We start from the raw sequence: 20,125 nt of genomic DNA on the forward strand, positions 1-20,125 counted from the left end.
GGGCGGGGATCAGGCCCCGGTGCGCCTGCACGGCCGCACCGGGGCGCATCACGCGGAGGCGGTCAGCCGATGACCGGGGCCAGGTCGATCCGGTCGAGGTCGGGGGCGTACGCGCCCGGGTTGGCGAAGGTGACCTTGTTGGCGCCCTTGGCGAGGTCGACGGGGACGGCGAGGGTCCAGTAGTCGTCCCAGCCCCAGGTGTTCTTGAACATCACGCGCCGGGGCTTCCCCTGGCCGACCGTGATGTCCGCGCCGCGCGAGACGATGTCGGTGTTGTACGCGTGACCGTTGTCGCGCCGCTCGTTGTTGGCGTACCGGACGGCCATCAGGTAGCGCCCCGCGGCCGGGGCCCGGACGGTGAGGGTGGCGGTGTTGGACGCGCCGTTGCCGAGCCATCCGACATAAGCGCCGCCCGAGGCGTGCGCGCCGGACTCGGGCTTGGCGGCGCCGGACAGGGCACCGCTCTCCGCCTCGTACCCGCGCACCCCAGCCGTGTCGTCGCCCGCGCCCGTGACGTCAAGGGAGCGCAGCCGGACGGGCGCCGCTCCGGCCGGGGCGGCGGTGACGCGGTTGTTGCCCGCGGTCAGGTAGAGCCGCCGGGAGGTCGTCGTGGTCGCCCCGTGCGCGGTCAGCTCGAGCGGGCCGCCGGTCGCGCGCGGCGTCACCGTGTAGTACCCCTCGCGGGGTGCGTAGACGTCGAAGACCGCGCCGTCCCCGCCGCCCAGGACCAGCGCGCCGGTGCCGGTGCCGCTCGCCGAGCCGTAGTCGTAGGACGGGCTGCCGGTGGTGTCGGCGAGCGTGGCCTCGTACGCGGCGGAGGGCTTCGTGGCGGCCGTGAGGTCGATGCGGTCGAGGGTCACCTCGGCGGTGTCGTGCGCCAGGGCGATCACGTGGCGGCCCGCGGAGAGCCGGACGGGGACGGGCTTGAGCCCGCGGTAGGTCCAGTTCTCGGTGGAGGGGTAGGTGACGGTGCGGGCCGCGCCGCCGTCGACCGTGAGCCGCTGGGTGGCCGGGCCGCCGCTCTGGTTGCCGTAGAGGACCGACAGGTCGTAGTCCCCGGAGCGGGGCACGTCCACGGTGAAGGCGACCTTGCTGGTGTCCTGGTTGAGCGAGCCGACGTCCCTCGTGCCGGAGGCGGCGTAGCCGTTGGCGTTGGAGACGGTGCCCTGGGTGTAGACCTTGCCCGCCGTGATCGCCGCGTCCTCCGCCTCGTACGCCGCGTGCCACGGCACCCGCGCGGGCTGCGGGGAGCCGCTGCCCGCCGGGGTGAGCACGATCCGGTACGCGGACATCCGCTCCATCGCCCTGAGCGGCACCGTCACCGATCCGTCGGGCCCGACCCTCAGCTTCAGCCGGGCGAGGGTGCGGGGTGCGGCGTGCGCGCCCTCGTAGCCTGACCAGGCGGCCTCCGAGACGGCGGCGGTGACCTGGCGGCCGAACACCTTCGGGTCGACGTGGCCGATCGTCACGTCCGTGTCGCCCGCCGCCCCGCCGAGCAGCACCTGCGCCTGGCGCTTGGCGGTGTCGTAGGAGGCGAGGCCCTGGAGGGTGTCGACGGCGTTCGCGGTGGGCGGGGTGACCTTGACGGTCCGGCCCGTCATGGTGGCGTACCAGCGGAAGAACCACCACGCGCCGTTGGGGATGTTGGACTGGGCGACGCTGCCGGAGAGGTTGCCCGCGGCGTCCCAGTACGCCTGGTCGGCGTAGACCTTGTTGCGCTCGAACATCGAGACCCACTGGACCAGTTGGCCCGGGACGGACAGATCGCGGCGGTTGGCGTACTCGTCGATGTTGATCGGGCGTGGCGTGATCCCCGCGCGCTTCTCCAGGGCGCGGTAGTCGTCGTAGTGGCCCTGGAAGCCGCGCAGGGAGTCCGGCCCCAGCTCATGCCAGGTGGTGACCTGGGGCAGCACGTTCTCCTTCTTCGCCCAGGTCAGGAAGTCGCCCATCAGACGGGAGTGGTACGAGGACTCGTTGGGGCCCGCGATGCGCGCGTCCGGGTCGATGGCGCGGATGCGGTCGTGGACGGTCTTCCAGTCGCGGAAGAAGCGGTCCCGGTTCTTCTCGTACGTGGCCTGGTCGGCGACGCCGAGGTTGTACCAGATCTGGTCGGGCTCGTTGAACGGGACGTAGACGAAGTGCTCGCTGTCGGGCGCGTCGGCGATGTCGCGGACGACCTTGCCGACCTTGGTGAGGTAGTCCTCGATGCCCAGGTCCTCGTACGGCCACTTCGCGTAGATGTCCTGCATCATCACCAGGACGTCGCCGCCGCCGTTGCGGAAGAACGACTTCGAGACGGTGACGGCGTCGCCGTTCGGGTGCTGGGCTCCGCCCTCCGGCTTCTGGCTGACCGTGGTGAGCTTCAGCGGCGCGAGGGCGGCGTCGGTCGGCACGCCGTCGTCGCTGAGGCCGTACAGCGATCCGTTGGCGCCGCGCAGGACGGGGCCCTCGGAGGCGGCGAGGTCGACTGCGAGGTTCTGGGCCGCCTTCGGGGCGGCCGCAGGGGTGTCGGCGGGGGTGTCGGCGTCGGCGGGGACGGCCGCCGCGAGGAGCGCGGCGGCGAGGGCGGTGGCGGTGGCGGTGGCGGCCGTTCGTATCCGGTATCTGCCGGACCTGCTGGACCTGCTGGACCTGCTCATGCGCGGGGGACCTCCGAGGGTGGGTTCGGCGGTAACGGGGCCGGCGGTGGGCCGGAGCTTTCGCGGACGATCAGCAGCGGTACGGAGACGGGGCACGGCGCGACCGGTTCGGCCTCCTCCAGCAGGCCGTACAACCGGCCGAAGGCGGCCCCGCCCAGGCCCTTGAAGTCGAGCCGCACGGTCGTCAGGGAGGGCGTGAGGAACGCGGAGTGGGGGGCGTCGTCGAAACCGGCCACGCTCACCTCGCCCGGGATCGCCCGGCCCGCCTCGTGCAGCGCCCGGATCACGCCGAGCGCGAGGTCGTCATTGCCGCACAGGACCGCGGTGACCGACGGGTCGCGGGCCAGCCGCCGCCCCGCCTGGTAGCCCCCGGCCGGATCCCAGCTCCCGGCCAGCGGGCGCGGCTCCGGCGCCCCGGCGGCGCGCAGCGCGTCCCGCCAGCCCGCGGTGCGCCGGCCGGTGCGGCGGGTGCTGGAGGGGATGGCGACGTAGTGGACCGTCTCGTGGCCGAGGTCCAGCAGGTGGCGGGTGGCGGTGCGGGCCGCCTCGCGGTCGTCCGTCCACACCCAGGGGCGGTGCCCGGCGGGCGGCCGGGACGGGGTCTCGACGACGCCCACGACCGGGAGTTCGTCGGGTACGGCGGCCAGGGCCCGGACCCCGGCGGTGTCGTACGCCATCACGATCAGCCCGCCGCCGGTGTCGGCGGCCCGCCGGACCTCGGCCCGCACGTCGGCCACGGTGTCGGACTCCAGGACGCCGATGGCGACGGTGTAACCGGCGGCGCGGGCGGCCTCCTCGATGCCCTGGAGGGTGGCGGCATAGCCGTAGTGGGTGGTGTTCGCGGTCAGCACGGTGACCGACCGGGTCCGCCCGCTGGCCAGGGCGAGCGCGGTGGCGCTGCGGCGGAAGCCGAGGGACTGGATCGCGGCGAGGACGCGTTCGCGGGTGGCGGGTTTGACGCTCGGATGGTCGTTGATCACCCGGGAGACGGTCTGGTACGAGACCCCCGCGGCGGTGGCGACGTCGCGGATGCCGGGCCGCTTGCCGCCTCTTGTGTGACCGGTCACATGCACGCCAGGATTGTGACCGGTCACACAGGGGCCGTCAAGGCACTCGTCAAGCGATTGCGGGTGGAAGGGGCGCGGCGTGCGGGAGACGTTCACATGGGGCCATTCGGCGCTGGCGGCCGCGTTCGCGACCGGGCTGGACGGGGTGCTCCGGCTGGTACGACTGTCCCCCGCGGACGGCACCCCGCCGGGCACACCGCCACCGGACGGCCATGCCCCGCTCCCCGTGGTGGAGGTGCTGGCGCTCGGCCACGGCAGCGACTGGTCGGGGCAGCGCGGCATCGAGACGGCGCTCGGCGCGCGGCTGCGCTACCGCGGCCACCGCGCCGAGACGGACGGACGCGACACCGACGGCGGCGACCACGGCGGCAGCTGGCACCGCCTGACGCTCGACCTCCACGACCCCGGCTCCGGCCTCACCGCCGAGGTCCGCCTCTCCTCCCCCGACGGCCTGCCGGTGCTGCGCTCCGAGGTGCTGCTGACGAACCAGGGCACGGAGCCGCTCGTCGTCCAGGCCGTCCCCAGCCTCGTCCTCGGCGGCCTCCCCTCCCCCGACGCGCTCGACGTGCACTGGGCGCACAACGAGTGGCTGGCCGAGTGCCGTTGGGCCGCCGTACCGCTGCGCGACCGGATCGTGGACGTCTCGCGCGACGCCCACGGCCACGACAGCCGCGCCGCCCTCGTCCTCGGCAGCGTCGGCAGCTGGCCCACCGATGGCCATCTGCCGATGGGCGCCCTGACCGAGCGCGCCACCGGCCGGGCCTGGCTCTGGCAGGTCGAGTCGCCGGTGGGGTGGCGGTGGGAGGCCGGGGAGCGGGCCCACGGGACGTACGTCGCGCTCGGCGGCCCGACCGACGCCGAGCACCAGTGGCGCGAACGGCTCGCGCCCGGCGCATCGTTCACCACCGTCCCGGTCGCCCTCGCGCTCGCCGACCGGGGCGGCTTCGACGCGGCGACGGCCCATCTCACCGCGTACCGCCGGGCCGTCCGGCGCCCGCATCCCGACCACGCCGCGCTGCCCATCGTGTTCAACGACTACATGAACACCCTGATGGGCGACCCCACCACCAAGCGGCTGCTGCCCCTGATCGACGCCGCCGCCCGGGCCGGGGCCGAGTACTTCTGCATCGACGCCGGTTGGTACGACGACACCGGCGCCTGGTGGGACGGCGTCGGCGCCTGGCAGCCCTCCACCCGCCGCTTCCCCGGAGGGCTGCGGCTCGTCCTCGACCGCATCCGCTCCCTCGGCATGGTCCCCGGGCTGTGGCTGGAGCCCGAAGTCGTCGGCGTCCGCAGCCCGGTGGCCGCCGCGCTGCCGGACGACGCGTTCTTCCAGCGCGACGGCGTACGCCTCGCCGAGAACGGCCGCCACCACCTCGACCTGCGCCACCCCGCCGCGCGCCGCCACCTCGACGCGACCGTCGACCGCCTCGTGGGCGACTGGGGCGTCGGCTACCTCAAGCTCGACTACAACATCAGCATCGCCCCGGGCACGGACTGGGATCCGGAACACGGCCACGCCGCCCCCGGTGCGGGCCTGCTCGCCCACGCCCGCGCCCATCAGCGCTGGCTGGCCGCCGTGCTCGACCGCCACCCGGCGCTCGTCATCGAGAACTGCGCCTCGGGCGGCCTGCGCATGGACGGCGCCTCACTCGCCCTCACCCAACTCCAGTCCACCAGCGACCAGCAGGACCCGCTCCGCTACCCGCCCATCGCCGCCGCCGCGCCGACCGCCGTGCCGCCGGAGCAAGGCGCGGTGTGGGCGTACCCGCAGCCCGGCTTCACCGACGACGAGATCCGCTTCGCGCTGGCCGGTGCGCTGCTGGGCCGCGTCCACCTCTCGGGCCACCTCGACCGGATGACCCCGGCCCAACTGGACCTCGTACGCGATGCCCTGGCGGCGTACCGGGAGGTGCGCCCCGACCTGCCCTCGGCCGTCCCCTTCTGGCCGCTGGGGCTGCCGGGGTGGACGGACGCGTGGCTGGCGCTGGGGCTGCGTACGGGCGGTGACCGGACGTACGTGACGGTCTGGCGCCGGGGCGACGCGTCGCCGACCCGGGTCGTACCGCTCCCCCACGTGGCGGGCCGCGCGCTCCGCATCGAACATCTCCACCCGGCCGCCTCCCCCGCCGAAACCACCTGGGCGCCGGACCGCGCCGAACTCACCGTCACGCTCCCCCACACCCCCGCGGCGCTGCTGCTCCGCCTGACCGCCGCCCCGCACCGACCGGCGCGCTAGGGGGGTCTCGCCGATCATGCCGGGCTCGCGGCATGCCTTCTGTGCTCCTTCCGGGACTCGATCCGCGGCTGGCGCCCGGCATGGACACGGACGCCGTTCTCGCGCTCATCGACACGGACATGGCCCGCCTCCGCGAGCACGGCGCCAACACCCATCCCGGCGACAGCTCGCAGGCCGCACGGCGCCGGCTGTGAGGGACGCCGGTTCAGGCGGCGGGGCGTCGTAGCGCGTGCAGCACCTGGGCATCGCTCGCCGGGTGGGCGGTGCGCAGCATGCGCCGCAGCTCGTCCCGGTCGGCCGGGTCCGTCGTGCCCTGGGCGGTCACCGTGAGCCGTACGCCGTCGCGGTGTGCCGTCAGAACGAACTCGACGGCCCCGCCGCCGAGTTCCCGGGTGACCTCGGTGATGCCGTCGCCGTGCGGCCCGGTGCCGTGGGTCACCGCGAACGCCACATCGGGCCGCGCGACGCCCGCCGAGCCCGGGACGTACGGGATGTAGTGGACCCGGAAGCCGTCGGCCGTCAGGTCGCCGTTGCCCTCGTCCACGCGGTATCCGGCGGGCGGGTCGGGCAGCAGCAGCTCCTGGCGGGCCAGCGAGGTACCGGACATCAGCCCCCGCATCTCCTTCTCCTGCTGTGACTTGTGGGTGACGGCCGTGCCGTACGCCACCACTCCGAGCACCGCCACACCGGAGATCAGACGGACCGTCACGCCCGCTATGAACAGCGCCGCCACCAGCGCGTACGGCACCCCGCACAGCGCGGCGCGCTGCGCGGGCCCGCCCACGTGCAGCGCCCCGGAGTGCCAGGCACCGACCCCGGCCGCGAGCCCGACCGTGCCGCCGAGGAACACCGTCACGGCCCAGCCGAGCCGCCCGCCCGCCGTACGGCAGGGCGCCACCACATGGCCCACCGGGGCCACGCCGACGGCGAGCACGCTGACCATGGCCGCCGCGCCGATCGCGACCGCCGGCAGCCGGTCGACGTCGAGTCCGAGCCCGCGACCGAAGCCGATGCGGTAGGCGCGCGGCACCACCAGTGCCCCGGCCGCCCACACCAGCCCCAGGTACAGGGCGAGGTGTGTCCATCGTTTCCCCGTGACCTTCACGCCCCGATCATGTCAGGGCGCCACCGAACACCTGAGTACCGGTCCTAGTGACTGAGCGGGGGCGAGCCCTGGTACCAGAACTCGTGCTCAGCCGGGTGCCCCGAACGGTTGTGAGCACCCTGGTCGCCCGCTTTCGCTCCGCGTCCGGCGCCGACGGATCGTGTCCGTGGTCCGGGAACGCGGGGGCGGGTTTCCTCACGCCCCGAGGTGCCCGATGCGGCCTGGACGGTCCGATGCCCCGCACAATCGCTCTGGTCGTGCGGGGGCGGTGCCGTCCGTCGCCGGATCGGGTGCCCCAGGGCGCGCCTGCCGATCGCCACCGCTGCCGCGTGATGGCGAGTGGTCTTCCTGTTCTTGCTGGTGAGGGGCTTCTTCCAGTGCTGGGCGCCCCAGCGGCTGGTGTAGGCCGGATCCACAGCCACGACGGTGATGCCGAGTTCGGCGGCCATCGACACCAGCCTTGCCCGTAGCTTGGAGGTAGGCATGCCGGAGATCAACTTGCGGAACCGCTTCCGCCGCCCGTGCTTTTCCCGGGTGGTGTCGGCTTGGAAGTCCAAGTCCTCGATCGCGATGGCTCCCTCGTGGCGTTTGGCCCAGTGCAGGAGACGGATGAGGGCATGCCGCACCTGCGCATCCCGGTGTGATCCGCTGCCGGACAGGTCATAGTCGAACCTGCGGGGCTCACCGACCGGGTTGCCATGGGTGTCCAGGCACCAGGCCGCCAGGTGGTCGGCGTTGGTGTCCACACCGATCAGCCCGCCGGACCGGACCGCCTCCAGAGGCACCATTCTCACCGGAGGGATCTTCCAAGAAGCGGTCAGGTACCAGCGGCCTCGCTCCACGTCGAGGTGGATCCGGTATGCCACAGCGCGGTTGGCCGCGATACGGTCGGCCCACTGCTCGCCCCGATGCCGGAAGCCGACCCGACAGGCCAGCACATACCGGCCGTTGGAGGCGTTCGCCAGCCCGGCCAGCGGCGCCGGAAGCTTAATGCTCACCTCACCGTCGGGACTGACCCGGATCGTCTCGTTCCCGTACCGTTTCCCCGACTCGCCGTCGGCCTGAAGGAACCAGCGCTCAGCCTCCCACCGCACCCACCACTCGGCCTCGGCCAGCCGGGCGGCTTGAAGGTTGTGCCGGTTGCATTGCAGCTTTCTGCCACCCCGCACCACCCGCACGCGACCGCTCGCACGGTCGGCCCGCTCCCGCTCCAGCCGGTCTTGAAGCAGGCGCAGGCGCCGGGACTTGGCGAACCACTCCTGCCGGGAACGGTAACCACCCGGCAAGCCCCGGGAGCCCTTCGCCCCGACCGGCAGCGACAGCCTGCGAGCGATCGTACGAACACCGGCCTCAAGGGACTGGACATACGCGAGCTGACCACGCCGGGCCAGCGTCCACTGATCATGCGTGGCCTTGGTAATGCTGCCCGCCCAACGCGAGGAGGACTGGCCGGTCAACGCCCGTTTGCGCTGCGCCCACCGGGCACTGTCATGATCCAGCCCAGCCGCACAGCGGGCCTTCAAGTCCCGGGAGGCCAGGGAGCCCAGCAGATCACCGACCAAACGCAGGGCCATCTCGTCCTCCCCGGTAAGCCCCTTGAGACCGGTGCGGATGGCCACCCCGGACGGGCCAGGCACCACGAACCGCGCCGTCACCTCGCGCAACCCGCTCACCCCGCCCCCTATACAACCCGAGATCCCCCGTCACTGCATCCAACGAACACGCCCCGTACAGGTCACGCATTCGACGCAAGAACTTCCGTCCCGCTCGAAAGCCCATCACACGGTCATCGATACTCACGCACACACCACATCTCACCTAAGGGCCGCCAACCGGCAGCAACTCCAACCCCTCACCGCAGCGGGGCTCAGTCACCACCACCGCCACCGCAGGAGTGGCCGCCGCAGGAGTGGCCGCCGCCGTCGTGGCCGCGGTCCGACGCCCGGTCGTCGAGGGCCTCGCCCAGGCGGATCAGGCGGCGGCCGAGGGTGGGCGGCGGCTCTATCACCTCGCCGATGTGGTATCGCAGCGCACCGTCCGGCAATGCGTCGAGGCCGTCGAAGACGTACGCGGGATACGCCCCGCTCTGCTCGGCCGCCTCCAGGTGCTGCCGGCCCGCACGGGTGAGGCGCAGGCGCCGGGCGGTGAGCAGGCCGGAGGAGACCATGCGGCGCTGGACTTCCTCCACTTCGGGCCCGATCTCGAGCGCGCCGAGCAGGGAGACCGTGCTCCGGGAGCGGCGTCGGCACAGGGCGAGGACGGCGCGCTCGACGGGGTGGGCGGGCTGGTCGGCCGGTTCGTCCACGACGCGCACACGCGAGAGGCGGATCCGCACGGCGCCGCGCTCGTGCAGCGCGACGAGGGCGACTTCCATCATGCGCTGCGGCGCGCCGCTCAGATAGGCGACGTCGTACAGATCCAGCGTGTGCGGTGCGGCATCGGTGGTGCGTCGGAAAATACCCTTCATCGGAATGCCCCCTTCCACCCCTACTGCTTCCTTGTCGTCAGGTTTGTCCGGACAACGTGATCACGAACCGTGATCACGCCAGTTCAGAGGGAGATTTGAGGTTGGCGGCCGACGTCGTCCCGCACCCAACTTTGCCTAAAGCAATTAGGCAGACACATAATCGCTTATGGCGAAAGGAAGGAAGGACATGGCACCCCAGCAACCGACCGAGATGACCACCACCCCCATCACCGCGGAACTCCTGCGCGGCGCCCTCGATCTGGAGCGCACCGAGCACGGCCTGCTGCCGCACCGGCTGCCCGCCCGGGCGCGTGCGCAGTGCGCCGACGGGCAGTTGGCGATGGTCGAGGCGCAGCCCTCGGGCGTACGGCTGGTGTTCCGTACCCGGGCCACCGCCGTCGAACTCGACGCACTCCGCACGAAGATGGCCTACCGGGGCGCCCCGCCCCGCCCTGACGGTGTGTACGACCTGCTGGTCGACGGCCACCTGGCCGCGCGGGGCAGTGTGACCGGTGGCAACGTCCGGACGGTCGACATGGGCGGCGGCGCCGCGGAGACCGAGCCCGGTCCGGTCGGCACCGTACGGTTCGCCGGGCTGCCCGACCGCATGAAGGACATCGAGATCTGGCTGCCGTGGAACGAGATCACCGAGCTGGTCGCCCTGCGCGCGGACGCCGCCGTCGAGCCCGTACCGGACCGGGGCCGCAGGGTGTGGCTGCACCACGGCAGTTCGATCAGCCACGGCTCCGACGCCGAGAGTCCCAGCACGACGTGGCCCGCGCTGGCCGCCTCACGCGGCGGCGTGGAACTGATCAACCTCGGCCTGGGCGGCGGCGCCCTGCTCGACCCGTTCACCGCCCGCGCGATCCGGGACACCCCCGCGGACCTGATCAGCGTCAAGATCGGCATCAATCTGGTCAACGCCGATCTGATGCGGCTGCGCGCCTTCGGCCCGGCGGTGCACGGCTTCCTCGACACCCTCCGCGAGGGGCATCCCACGGCGCCGCTGCTGGTCGTGTCCCCCGTGTACTGCCCGATCCACGAGGACACCCCCGGCCCCTGCGCCCCGGACTTCTCCCGACTCAGCGAGGGGAAGCTCCAGTTCCGGGCCACGGGCGACCCCGCGGAGCGCGCCGCCGGGAAGCTGACGCTCACCGTCATACGGGACGAGCTGGCCCGCATCGTGCGGCAGCGGGCGGCCGACGATCCGTTTCTGCACTACCTCGACGGACGCGACCTCTACGGCGAGGCCGACTTCGCGGAGCTGCCGCTGCCCGATCAGCTCCACCCGGACGCGGTCACCCACCGCCGCATCGGCGAGCGCTTCGCCGATGCGGCGTTCGGGAGCGGCGGTCCGTTTACCGCCGCTCCCGCGTGAGGACGGCGAACACGCCACGCTCCTCGCTGCCGTCCGGCAGCCGCCAGATGGCGGTGACACGCCCCTCGGCCTCCGGCGCCCGCCGGTCCGCTTCGAGGACGCGCGTCACATCGAGGGCCACCTCCCCCACCACGAGGCGGGTGCCGTCCGTCCCGTTGGTGATGGCCGCGGTGCCGTCCGCCAGGGGGACATCGGCCGCCTCGACGGTGACGGACGGGTCGGGGGTGTCGGACACGCTCTGCATCTGCGGCTCGGCGCGGCCCTGGAGGAGCGCGAGCAACTGGGCGACGAGGACGGGGGCATGCGTCCCGTCGTACACCCACCGCCGCCCCAGCACTCCGTGCTCCGACGTGCCGATGAGGCCCTGCTCGGCGCCGTCGAGCGGGGCACCGCGGTAGCTGAGCGGCAGGTGGTAGTGGACGGGACGCTCCCCGGAATCGTCCCGGACCACCATGAACTCGATCCCCACCTCGCCGCGCGGATCATCGAGCCGGAAGCCCCCGACCCTGGACAGCTCCGGATCCCGGCCCGCGCCGAGGTACCAGGGCTGGGCGGGGAGCCAGGGCGTGAGAAGCTCCAGCTTGGTGGGCTTCATGGTCGTTTTGTGGATGACAGCCATGCCCCATGAACCCCCGCGGCCGGTGTGGTGTTCCCTCTTCACCGGCAAGGCCGGTCACCACATGTAGTCCGGCAGCTCGATGCCCCGGCGGCGGCGGACATGGCCGCGCCGACCTGCCAGGACCGCCATCAGGGTCCAGGCCACGGTGCCGCCGATCAGACCGCCCAGCCGACCCGCGGCGTCCACGTCGTCCGCCTGCTCCATCGGCACGGTGCCCTCCGGGTCACGGATGACATCGAGCCGTTCGCCCACCTGGGGAGCCCAGGTGTCACCGTCGTACTCCAGCTTCTCCTTGAGCTGCTTTCCGTCCGTACGACGAAGGGTGAAGCGGTGGTTGTCGCCGCCCGTCCTGGCCGCGCTGTCCGCCACGATCGTCACGCTCTCGCGTACACCGCGCCGGTCCAGGGCCGCCTCGGGCGCGTACTGGACGGCCCCGACGAGGACGAACAGCGCGGGCACCGCGGACAGTACGGCCAGCCAGAGGGCGCGGTGGAGCAGGATCAGCAGCACGGCGAAGGCCAGGCAGAGGAAAACCCCGATCGAGATCGGGACCGCCTCCATGCCCACGGCCAGATAGGCGGCGCAGGCGGTGCCCGCCGCGGCGGCCCACGCGAACACCGCCAGCGCGAGCGTGCGCCGCACCGTTTTCCACGGGCTGATGTCCTCCGGGAACCGCCCGTTCATCACCGCGATCTCGCTGTCCCGTGTCCCCGTTGCCATTCCCGCTCCCTGTGCTGCCTCTTGCCGTTGTGGGACCCCATCTTCCCCAGCCGCCCGGAGGAGCACGGTGCCGCCCTACGGTGCTTCGAGCCGGAGCGCCCGGCGCACGCCCGGGCTCAGCGCCACGTCGTTGTCCTTCCCGGCGACCGCCGCGCCGCCCTCGACGGCGTACCAGCCCTGTGTGGTGTTCACCAGGAAGTACCGTCCGCCGTCGCCCCTTTCGAGCAGCAGGACGTACTCCTTCCCGGCACCGAGTCCGGCGGTCTCGGGCCCGGAGCCGGGGGTCGTGTAGGCCACCTGGATCGCATCGCCCGACGTCTTGCCCTTGGCGGTCGCCACCACCTTCGCCGTGGCCACGGTCGAGCGGACGTCGTCGTCGGTCTCCTCGCGCCCGGCGCCGAGCCGCGCCCGTACGATCACGTCCGCCGCGCCCTCCAGCCCGGCCGTGCTGCCGTACGAGGGCTCATCGACCATGACTCCCGGTCCCGCGCCCGGCCCCGCCGGGTCGCTCTCCAGACCGAAGTGCGTGACACCGCCGAGGGCGACGGCGGCCCCGCAGGCGACGGCGGCCATGACGAAACCCCGCCGCGACGACCGGCGGGGGGCCGCGGCGGGTGTCGCGCCGCCGGGTCCGACCAGCGCGGCGAGTTCCTCGGCGGCACGCTCCGACAGGCCCTCGTGGGCCGGGGCCGGGATCGGGTTGGCGTTCTTGATCAGAGGTTTGACGCGCATCACTCCGGCTCCCCAGGAAGATCGCAAACGGCACGGAACGCCTTGCGCGCGCGGTGCAGCCGCACCCATACCGCGGACGTGCTGCATCCGAGAACCTCACCGGCCTCCGCGGCGCTGAGCCCGTCCCAATAGCTCAGCAGCAGCACCTCGCGGTGAGCGGACGGAAGCCGGTCGAGCGCGTCGAGCACGGCGTTGTCCCGGCCCGACGCCGGAGCGCGGCCCAACGCATCGGCGATGGTCCGGTGCAGCTCCGTCAGGCGTGCCAGCGAGCGGTAGTGGTTGCTCAGCAGGTTGCGTGCGGTGACGAAGAGCCACCCGGTCCCGACCTCCTCCCCGGCCTTCATGCGCTCCCACGCGATACGGAAGACCTCGGCGGTCAGCTCCTCCGCCGCTCCTCGATCGCCCGACCGCCGGTGCACGAAGGCGCACACCCGCGGGTGGTCACGGACGTACAGGGCCGTGAACCGCGCGGCGCGGTCACGGTCGCTCCCAGTCTGCAAGGTGTCCACACCTCTCCTATGTCGTGGACCCGGTGCATCCTTACCGCCCGATCCCAGGACTCTCCTGACGGCCGCGGGGCGCGGCTCAGGACAGCCACTGGTCGTAGCCGAGCTTGACCACCAGCGAGACCACGACCAGGACCAGCACGCCGCGGACGAAGCCGCTCCCCCGCTTCAGGGCCATGCGGGCGCCGACCATGCCGCCCGCCAGGTTGAAACAGGCCAGGAGGGCGGCCAGGCCCCACAGCACGGTGCCCTGGGAGCCGAAGGTCACCAGGGCACCGACGTTCGTGCAGACGTTGACGACCTTCGCGGTGGCCGAGGACGTCACCAGGTCCGTTCCCAGCGTCGCGGCCAGGGCGATGACCAGGAAGGTGCCGGTGCCCGGGCCGATCAGGCCGTCGTAGAAGCCGATGCCGAGGCCCACGCCCAGCACCGCGGCGAGGACCCGGTGGCGGGAGAGGGGGCCGGTCAGGGCGGGGGCGCTGCCGAAGGTGGGGCGGAGGAGGACGAACGCGAGGACCGCCAGCAGGACGACCATGATGAGCGGGCGCAGCACGGCACTGTCGATACCGGAGGCGAGGGAGGCCCCGGCGAGGGAGCCGATGGCGGCCGCGATGCCGATGCGTACGGCGATCCGGACGTCCACCGGGGCCTTGCGGGTGTACGTGACGGCGGCGCCCGTCGTACCGCAGATGGCGATCGCCTTGTTGGTGCCGAGGATGTACGTGGGCGGGAAGCCCGGCAGCCCGACCAGCAGGGCGGGGAGCAGCAGCAGTCCCCCGCCTCCCACCACGGCGTCGATCCAGCCGGCCGCCCCGGCGGCCAGGCAGAGCAGGAGCAACGTCATCAGCGGTATGTCGGGCATGGTCGGGAGCCTATGATCCGGGCCGCTCGATGGGGCCGGGCGGGCCGCCCGGCGGGTCCGGGTTCGGGTGCGTTTACCGCATGTTCGGGCCGCTGTGAAGGCGTGATCCGTCACGGGTGAGAGTTTGGCAACTACCAGACGCAACTGATCAGTTGATGAGTAGTATCTGCCCGGTTCATGGCCGTGTCCCGGATGGAGGTGTCAAAGGTGCTGTCGGGGACGGTGGCCGTCATCGTGGCCTTGTCCGTCGTTCTGGCGCTGGTGTTGCTCCTGGGGCTGCTGTGGGTCTCCAGACTGCGCTCCTCCGTCAGCCGGTTCCGGGCGTCGGCGGAGCGGGAACGGGCCGTCGCCGATCAGGAACGCGCGACCGCCGAGCGGGAACGGGCACGCTCCGCCGAGCGCGCCGAGGAGATCGCCCGGCTGGCGGCCGTACGGGAGGAACTGGACGAGGCGGCCCGCCGCGAGCGGATCCTGCGCGACTCCGTACAGGCGTCGTTCGAGTCCGTGGCGCGGAACATGCACGCCATGTCGACCGTCCAGCAGCAGGTGCTCGACGGCCTGGAGCAGCACGTGGCCGACGCGCGGCTGATGGCCGAGGTGATGAAGGCCGACCACGCCGCCGCCCAGATGACCCGCAAGGCGCAGACGCTGCTGGTGATGTGCGGGATCTGGCCCGCGCGGCGGGAGACCCGGCCGGTGACGCTCTTCGACTGCGTGCGCGGCGCCCAATCGCGGATCGTGGAGTTCGGGCGGGTGGAGGTGCACGGCGGACAGACGCTGTACGCGGTGGCACCGGCCGTCGAAGGGCTGATGCACGCGGTCGCCGAACTGCTGGAGAACGCGACGGTGTTCTCCCCGTCCCGCACCCAGGTGGCCGTCTCCGTCCGGGAGGTGGCGGCGGGCGCGGTCATCGAGATCGACGACGCGGGGCTCGGCATGCCGCCGGACGTCCTCGAACAGGCCACCGGGCAGCTCCGCGAGGGGCTGGATCTGGCCCAACTGGGAGCGGTCCCACGGCTGGGACTCGCGTGTGTGGGGCGCTGGTCGCGCGAGCTGGGCTTCGGCGTCGAGCTGTCGACCGCCTCGGCGTACGGCGGGACCCGGGTCGTGGTCTTCGTCCCGCACCGGCTGCTGACCGAGCCGCAGGAGGGCGCCCCGGAGGCGGACGCCGAGCCGGTGGTCATCGACCCGGGGCCGGTGACCGCGGAGCCCGCCGACTCGGGCCCGGCCACGGCCGGGGGCACCCCCGCCCCGGCGGGCGGCGGCCTTCCGCAGCGCCGCAACCGGCGGCGTACGGCCCCGCGGACGGATTCCCGTACGGCCGCCCCGGGCGGCGACGCCCCGCGTACGGCCGCCACCGGGCCCGGCGGGACCGCACCCGGGGACACCGCATCCGGGAACACCGCGGCGGACGCCGCCCCCTGGACGCCCGAGGCCGCCCGGGCCTCCGTCGCGAGCGTGGTGTCCGGCACCCGCCGCGGGCGGGCCGAGGCCACGGAGGCCGGAGCCGGAGCCGGAGCCGGAGGCGGGGGCCATGACCGGGGGCGGGGTCCGGAGCACGACCGGGGCCGGGACCGCGAAGACCACGAGGACCGAGAAGAGGATCGAGAAGGAGGCCGGTAGTGGCCGGAACCATATCCAGGCTGCCCGACGTTGGATGGATGCTGCGTCCCTTGACCCAGATTCCGGGGGTGCGGCACGCCGTCGTGGTCTCGGAGGACGGTCTGCGCATGGGGCACGGCTCCGCCGAGGGACTGACGGGAGAGGTCCCCGAACTGGGCGTCGCCGAGGCCGAGTCGCTGGCCGCGGCCTGCGCGGCGCTGACGGTGACCAGCCAGTCCACGGTGTCGCTGCTGTTCGGCGAGGAGGCGGGGGTGAGACAGCTGATGATCGAATCGGACGGCGGGTTCGTGCTGTTCACCTCGGCAGGACAGGGCGCCTCGCTGGGGGTGGCCACCGGCACGGAGGCGGATGTCGGCCTGGTGGCCCAGCAGATGCAAGTGCTGGTGGCGAGAATCGGCGCCCATCTGAGCAGTCGGCCACGGGAGCAGATCAGCACACCATGACCGAGCCCGGGGAGGAACGCACCACGGCCGCGGTGCGCCCATACGTGATCACACGGGGGCGCGCGGGTTCCTCACGGGATGCTCTGCCGCTGGAGACGCTGGTGAAGTCCTCCGGAAGCGCGCTGCCCCCGGCCCTCCAGCCCGAGTACCGGCGGATCGTCCGCTGCTGTCAGGGGCTGCTGTCGGTGGCGGAGGTCGCCGCTCACCTCGGCCAGCCACCCGCCGTGGTGCAGGTGCTGCTCGCCGATCTAATCGACTGGGGGCACATCGTGGCGCGCCCGCCCATCCGGGCGGCCGAGCGCGCCGATATGGACTTGCTGAGGAAGGTGCTCGATGGGCTTGAAAGCAAGCTCTGAGATCTCGATGCCCGACACGGGCCGCACGGACGGCGCGCAAGGCGTCGACGGCACGGACGGCGTGGACGACGACATGGATGACACCCACGGCATGAACGGCACGGACGGCGCGGACGGCCTGGACGACCTGGACGACCTGGACGACCTGGACGACACGACGGTCATGTACGTGCAGCCCAGCGTGTCCGGCGCGGCGAAGATCCTGGTCGTCGGGCCGATGGGGGTCGGCAAGACCACGCTGATCGGCACGGTGTCGGAGATCAAGCCGCTGTCCACCGAGGCGACCATGAGCCGGGCGGGCGCCCGGCTGGACACGCCGGTGCGGCCGACGAAGTCCACCACCACCGTGGCGCTGGACTTCGGGCGGATCACGCTGGGCGGCGAGCTGGTCCTGTACCTCTTCGGCACCCCCGGCCAGCAGCGCTTCCTCCCCGCGTGGAAGGACCTGGCGCGCGGCGCCCTGGGCGCGCTCGCGCTGGTCGACACCCGCGACCTGGAGGCGTCGTTCGACGCCATCGGCCACCTGGAGGACCTGGACGTACCGTTCTCGGTGGCCGTCAACTCCTTCCCGGACAGCGTGCTGCACAGCGAGGACGATCTGCGCTCGGCGCTCGATCTGCTCCCCCACACCCCGCTGGTCATCTGTGACGCGCGCGAGCACAAGTCGTCGGTCAAGGCGCTGATCTCGCTGGTGAGCCATCTCATCGAGACCGTCACGGAGACGGCATGACGGCGGCGCGCGCCACCGGTTCCGCCGGTACGGCGACGGAGCGGGTGCCGCTGTACGGGACGGCGCTGGACGGGCCGCTGACCGAGCTGTACGAGCGGATGCGCCGCGACCACGGCAATGTGGTGCCGGTCGAGATCGCGCCCGGGGTCGAGGCGTGGCTCGTCATCGGCTACCGCGAGCTGCTCCATCTCACCCGCGACGAGCAGTACTTCTCGCACGATCCGCGCCGCTGGACGCCGCTGCGCGACGGCCGGGTTCCGGCCGATTCGCCGCTGATGCCGCTGGTGGGCTGGCGGCCCGCGCTGCTGTTCGCGGACGGCGCGCAGCACCGCCGGATGCGCTCGGCGGTGGCCGACGCGCTGGGCCGGGTGAACGGGCACGAGCTGATCCGTACGGTGCGGGCCACCGCGGAGCGGCTGGTCGCCGGGTTCGCCGAGCAGCACCGGGCCGATCTGGTGGCGCAGTACGCGCGCGTCCTGCCGCTCCAGGTGGTCACCGAGCTGCTGGGTCTTGACGAGGAGAGCGGGCCGCGGCTGGTCGACGCGATCTCCACCATCGTCGCCCCCACCGTGGCCGCCACCGGCGCCAACAAGCGGATGGGCCAGATCCTGCTGGAGCTGGTCGCGTGGAAGAAGCAGCGGCCGGGCGCGGACCTCACCTCGTGGCTGCTGGAGCACCCGGTCGGGCTGAGCGACGAGGAGGTGATGCACAACCTGGTGGTGATCATCGTGGCGGGGAACCAGACCACCGTGAACTGGATCGCCTCCACCACACAGATCCTGCTCACCGATCCCGCGTTCCGCTCCTCCCTGACCCGTGGCCATCTCACCGTGGACGACGCGCTCGACCTGGTGCTGTGGCGCCATCCGCCCACGCAGAACTTCCCCGGCCGCTACGCCACCCGCGATCTGCGCCTCGGCGGGCAGGACATCCGCGCCGGGGACATGCTGATCCTGGGTCTTGCCGGGGCGAACGCCGATCCGGAGGTGCTGCCGGAGGACGGCCGCCCGGTGGTCGGCAACCGCTCGCATCTCGCGTTCGGCGCGGGCCCCCACGCCTGCCCGGCGCGGGATCCGGCCCGGCTGATCACCCGTACCGCCGTGGACACGCTCCGCCACCGGCTGCCGGATCTGGAGATCGCGGTGCCGGAGGAGCAGCTTCCGTGGATCACCTCGCCCTGGTCCAAGGGGCTGGCCGGGCTGCCCGTGCGGTTCTCCGCGCCGCAGCTCGCCGCCGACGCCCCGGCCCCGCCACCGCTTCACCAGTGGCCCACCGCGTCCCATGCGTCCGACGCGTCCGACGCGCCCGACTCGCCTCCAGGAGACCGCAGATGACCGACGGCCGCTGCCCCGTCCCGCACGACGACCCCGTGGCGCACGACGGGCCCCTCCCGCACGACGGCCCCGCGCCGCACCGGCTGGACCCCGACGACCAGCACGCGGTCAACGACCGGTTACGTGCCCGCGGGGCCGCGGTCCCGGTCCTGCTGCCCGGTGACGTACCGGCGTACGCCGTCACCCGGCACGAGGAGCTGAAGGGCTTCCTCACTCACCCCGACGTGGCCAAGAACGCCTGCCATTTCGCCGCCCTCCGGAACGGGGAGCTTCCGCCGGGCTGGCCGATGCTCACCTTCGCCACCGTGCGGGGCATGACCACCGCCGACGGCGACGACCACAAGCGGCTGCGGTCCCTGGTGACGCGCGCGTTCACCCCGCGCCGCATGGAGGCGCTGCGTCCGGTCGTGCACGAGCTGACCGGCACGCTGCTGGACCGGCTGGGCGAGGCCGCCGCCGCGGACCCGGACGGGGTGGCGGATCTGCGCCGGCACTTCGCGATGCCGCTGCCGATGAGCGTGATCTCCCAGCTCCTGGGCGTCGACGCGGCGTACCAGGACCGGCTGCACGAGCTGTCCAACGAGATCGTCTCCACCGGCACCGCCCCCGAGCGGGTCCCGGAGGCCAACCGCGAGATGGTGGCGATTCTCGGCCAGGTGGCCGCGGCCCGGATGAAGGACCCGGGCGACGACCTGACCAGCGCGCTGATCGCGGCGCGTGCGGAGGACGGGGACCGGCTCAGCGAGGAGGAGCTGATCGGCACCCTGATGCTGACGATCATCGCGGGGCACGAGACCACGCTCAACCTGATCACCAACGCGGTGCGGGCGCTGTGCAACCACCGCGATCAGCTGGAGCTGGTCCGCTCCTCCGCCGCGACCTGGGACGACGTGGTCGAGGAAACGCTGCGGTACGACAGCCCGGTCAGCTACTTCCCGTTCCGCTACCCCACCAGGGACCTGCCCGTCGGCGACGCGGTGATCCCGAAGGGCGCGCCCGTGCTCGTCTCGTACACCTCCGCGGGGCGCGACGAGCGGGCGTACGGACCGAACGCGGACCGCTTCGTCGTGACCCGGGCGGCGCGCCATCTGTCCTTCGGCCACGGCGCGCACTTCTGTCTGGGCGCCCCGCTGGCCCGGATGGAGGCCGTGATCGCGCTGGAGGCGCTCTTCACCCGCTTCCCCGGCCTCGACCTCGCCGTTCCGGACGATCAGCTGGTGCCGCACCGGAGCTTCGTCGGCAACAGCCCGCAGAAGCTGCCGATCACCCTGGGGTAGGGGCTCACAGCCACCCGGGCGGCGCGCT

At 72.8% G+C, this 20,125-nt stretch carries 19 protein-coding genes; 9 read left to right on the top strand and 10 right to left on the bottom strand.

Annotated features, from left to right (window positions below):
* Positions 1 to 62: 62 nt before the first annotated feature.
* Positions 63 to 2,639, bottom strand: coding sequence for a CBM35 domain-containing protein (locus LCH29_RS12655; protein ID WP_446461795.1), 2,577 nt, complete (start codon positions 2,637 to 2,639; stop codon positions 63 to 65).
* Complete coding sequence (locus LCH29_RS12660) at positions 2,636 to 3,712, bottom strand: LacI family DNA-binding transcriptional regulator (RefSeq protein WP_446461796.1); 1,077 nt, start codon at positions 3,710 to 3,712, stop codon at positions 2,636 to 2,638. The genes LCH29_RS12655 and LCH29_RS12660 overlap by 4 nt, the downstream gene beginning before the upstream one ends.
* Before the next feature lie 73 nt (positions 3,713 to 3,785).
* Here LCH29_RS12660 and LCH29_RS12665 point away from each other — a divergent pair, with 73 nt between their 5' ends.
* Complete coding sequence (locus LCH29_RS12665) at positions 3,786 to 5,945, top strand: alpha-galactosidase (protein ID WP_446461797.1); 2,160 nt, start codon at positions 3,786 to 3,788, stop codon at positions 5,943 to 5,945.
* 32 nt (positions 5,946 to 5,977) lie between these two features.
* A complete protein-coding gene (locus LCH29_RS12670; protein ID WP_446461798.1) occupies positions 5,978 to 6,139 on the top strand; it encodes a hypothetical protein in 162 nt (53 codons plus the stop codon).
* A gap of 11 nt (positions 6,140 to 6,150) precedes the next feature.
* Here LCH29_RS12670 and LCH29_RS12675 read toward each other — a convergent pair whose 3' ends face one another.
* The 3 genes from LCH29_RS12675 to LCH29_RS12685 all read right to left on the bottom strand — a co-directional run bounded on the left by LCH29_RS12675 (position 6,151) and on the right by LCH29_RS12685 (position 9,517).
* Complete coding sequence (locus tag LCH29_RS12675; RefSeq protein WP_446461799.1) at positions 6,151 to 7,050, bottom strand: hypothetical protein; 900 nt, start codon at positions 7,048 to 7,050, stop codon at positions 6,151 to 6,153.
* A 44-nt stretch (positions 7,051 to 7,094) separates the two neighbouring features.
* On the bottom strand, positions 7,095 to 8,723 hold the full coding sequence (locus LCH29_RS12680; protein ID WP_446461800.1) for an IS200/IS605 family accessory protein TnpB-related protein: 1,629 nt from the start codon (positions 8,721 to 8,723) through the stop codon (positions 7,095 to 7,097).
* Between the two features lie 194 nt (positions 8,724 to 8,917).
* On the bottom strand, positions 8,918 to 9,517 hold the full coding sequence (locus LCH29_RS12685) for a TIGR04222 domain-containing membrane protein (RefSeq protein ID WP_446461801.1): 600 nt from the start codon (positions 9,515 to 9,517) through the stop codon (positions 8,918 to 8,920).
* A gap of 187 nt (positions 9,518 to 9,704) precedes the next feature.
* Between LCH29_RS12685 and LCH29_RS12690 the strand changes: the two genes are divergently transcribed.
* Positions 9,705 to 10,895 (top strand): GDSL-type esterase/lipase family protein, encoded by a 1,191-nt coding sequence (locus LCH29_RS12690; RefSeq protein WP_446461802.1) that lies wholly within the window; start codon positions 9,705 to 9,707, stop codon positions 10,893 to 10,895.
* On the opposite strand, the gene LCH29_RS12695 is transcribed toward LCH29_RS12690, so the two are convergent.
* The 5 genes from LCH29_RS12695 to LCH29_RS12715 all read right to left on the bottom strand — a co-directional run bounded on the left by LCH29_RS12695 (position 10,876) and on the right by LCH29_RS12715 (position 14,334).
* A complete protein-coding gene (locus LCH29_RS12695) occupies positions 10,876 to 11,514 on the bottom strand; it encodes a maltokinase N-terminal cap-like domain-containing protein (RefSeq protein WP_446461803.1) in 639 nt (212 codons plus the stop codon). The genes LCH29_RS12690 and LCH29_RS12695 overlap by 20 nt on opposite strands.
* A gap of 54 nt (positions 11,515 to 11,568) precedes the next feature.
* The gene (locus LCH29_RS12700) at positions 11,569 to 12,234 is read right to left on the bottom strand and encodes a hypothetical protein (protein ID WP_446461804.1); all 666 of its coding nucleotides are present in this window, start codon (positions 12,232 to 12,234) and stop codon (positions 11,569 to 11,571) included.
* 75 nt (positions 12,235 to 12,309) lie between these two features.
* Entirely contained in the window at positions 12,310 to 12,966 is a 657-nt protein-coding gene (locus tag LCH29_RS12705; RefSeq protein ID WP_446461805.1) for a hypothetical protein, read from the bottom strand.
* Complete coding sequence (locus LCH29_RS12710) at positions 12,966 to 13,475, bottom strand: RNA polymerase sigma factor (RefSeq protein WP_446461806.1); 510 nt, start codon at positions 13,473 to 13,475, stop codon at positions 12,966 to 12,968. Before LCH29_RS12710 ends, LCH29_RS12705 begins: the two co-directional genes overlap by 1 nt.
* 76 nt (positions 13,476 to 13,551) lie before the next feature.
* The gene (locus LCH29_RS12715) at positions 13,552 to 14,334 is read right to left on the bottom strand and encodes a sulfite exporter TauE/SafE family protein (RefSeq protein WP_446461807.1); all 783 of its coding nucleotides are present in this window, start codon (positions 14,332 to 14,334) and stop codon (positions 13,552 to 13,554) included.
* Positions 14,335 to 14,526: 192 nt separating this feature from the next.
* Here LCH29_RS12715 and LCH29_RS12720 point away from each other — a divergent pair, with 192 nt between their 5' ends.
* The 6 genes from LCH29_RS12720 to LCH29_RS12745 are packed head-to-tail and all read left to right on the top strand — an operon-like array spanning position 14,527 to position 20,097.
* The gene (locus LCH29_RS12720) at positions 14,527 to 15,957 is read left to right on the top strand and encodes an ATP-binding protein (protein ID WP_446461808.1); all 1,431 of its coding nucleotides are present in this window, start codon (positions 14,527 to 14,529) and stop codon (positions 15,955 to 15,957) included.
* A complete protein-coding gene (locus LCH29_RS12725) occupies positions 15,957 to 16,400 on the top strand; it encodes a roadblock/LC7 domain-containing protein (protein ID WP_009718089.1) in 444 nt (147 codons plus the stop codon). The genes LCH29_RS12720 and LCH29_RS12725 overlap by 1 nt, the downstream gene beginning before the upstream one ends.
* Positions 16,397 to 16,756, top strand: a complete 360-nt coding sequence (locus tag LCH29_RS12730) for a DUF742 domain-containing protein (protein ID WP_446461809.1) — start codon at positions 16,397 to 16,399, stop codon at positions 16,754 to 16,756. Before LCH29_RS12725 ends, LCH29_RS12730 begins: the two co-directional genes overlap by 4 nt.
* Positions 16,740 to 17,486 (top strand): GTP-binding protein, encoded by a 747-nt coding sequence (locus LCH29_RS12735; RefSeq protein ID WP_446461810.1) that lies wholly within the window; start codon positions 16,740 to 16,742, stop codon positions 17,484 to 17,486. The genes LCH29_RS12730 and LCH29_RS12735 overlap by 17 nt, the downstream gene beginning before the upstream one ends.
* A complete protein-coding gene (locus LCH29_RS12740) occupies positions 17,483 to 18,820 on the top strand; it encodes a cytochrome P450 (RefSeq protein ID WP_446461811.1) in 1,338 nt (445 codons plus the stop codon). Before LCH29_RS12735 ends, LCH29_RS12740 begins: the two co-directional genes overlap by 4 nt.
* Positions 18,817 to 20,097 (top strand): cytochrome P450 family protein, encoded by a 1,281-nt coding sequence (locus LCH29_RS12745; protein WP_446461812.1) that lies wholly within the window; start codon positions 18,817 to 18,819, stop codon positions 20,095 to 20,097. The genes LCH29_RS12740 and LCH29_RS12745 overlap by 4 nt, the downstream gene beginning before the upstream one ends.
* Positions 20,098 to 20,125: the final 28 nt, after the last annotated feature.

It is taken from the genome of Streptomyces sp. BRA346 (assembly GCF_052851135.1).

Bases quoted from the DNA above. Each gene is read 5' to 3' on its own strand.
- LCH29_RS12655 (WP_446461795.1), bottom strand. From the start codon at position 2,639: ATGAGCAGGTCCAGCAGGTCCAGCAGGTCCGGCAGATACCGGATACGA.
- LCH29_RS12670 (WP_446461798.1), top strand. From the start codon at position 5,978: ATGCCTTCTGTGCTCCTTCCGGGACTCGATCCGCGGCTGGCGCCCGGC.
- LCH29_RS12685 (WP_446461801.1), bottom strand. From the start codon at position 9,517: ATGAAGGGTATTTTCCGACGCACCACCGATGCCGCACCGCACACGCTG.
- LCH29_RS12690 (WP_446461802.1), top strand. From the start codon at position 9,705: ATGGCACCCCAGCAACCGACCGAGATGACCACCACCCCCATCACCGCG.
- LCH29_RS12695 (WP_446461803.1), bottom strand. From the start codon at position 11,514: ATGGCTGTCATCCACAAAACGACCATGAAGCCCACCAAGCTGGAGCTT.
- LCH29_RS12700 (WP_446461804.1), bottom strand. From the start codon at position 12,234: ATGGCAACGGGGACACGGGACAGCGAGATCGCGGTGATGAACGGGCGG.
- LCH29_RS12705 (WP_446461805.1), bottom strand. From the start codon at position 12,966: ATGCGCGTCAAACCTCTGATCAAGAACGCCAACCCGATCCCGGCCCCG.
- LCH29_RS12715 (WP_446461807.1), bottom strand. From the start codon at position 14,334: ATGCCCGACATACCGCTGATGACGTTGCTCCTGCTCTGCCTGGCCGCC.
- LCH29_RS12720 (WP_446461808.1), top strand. From the start codon at position 14,527: ATGGAGGTGTCAAAGGTGCTGTCGGGGACGGTGGCCGTCATCGTGGCC.
- LCH29_RS12730 (WP_446461809.1), top strand. From the start codon at position 16,397: ATGACCGAGCCCGGGGAGGAACGCACCACGGCCGCGGTGCGCCCATAC.
- LCH29_RS12740 (WP_446461811.1), top strand. From the start codon at position 17,483: ATGACGGCGGCGCGCGCCACCGGTTCCGCCGGTACGGCGACGGAGCGG.
- LCH29_RS12745 (WP_446461812.1), top strand. From the start codon at position 18,817: ATGACCGACGGCCGCTGCCCCGTCCCGCACGACGACCCCGTGGCGCAC.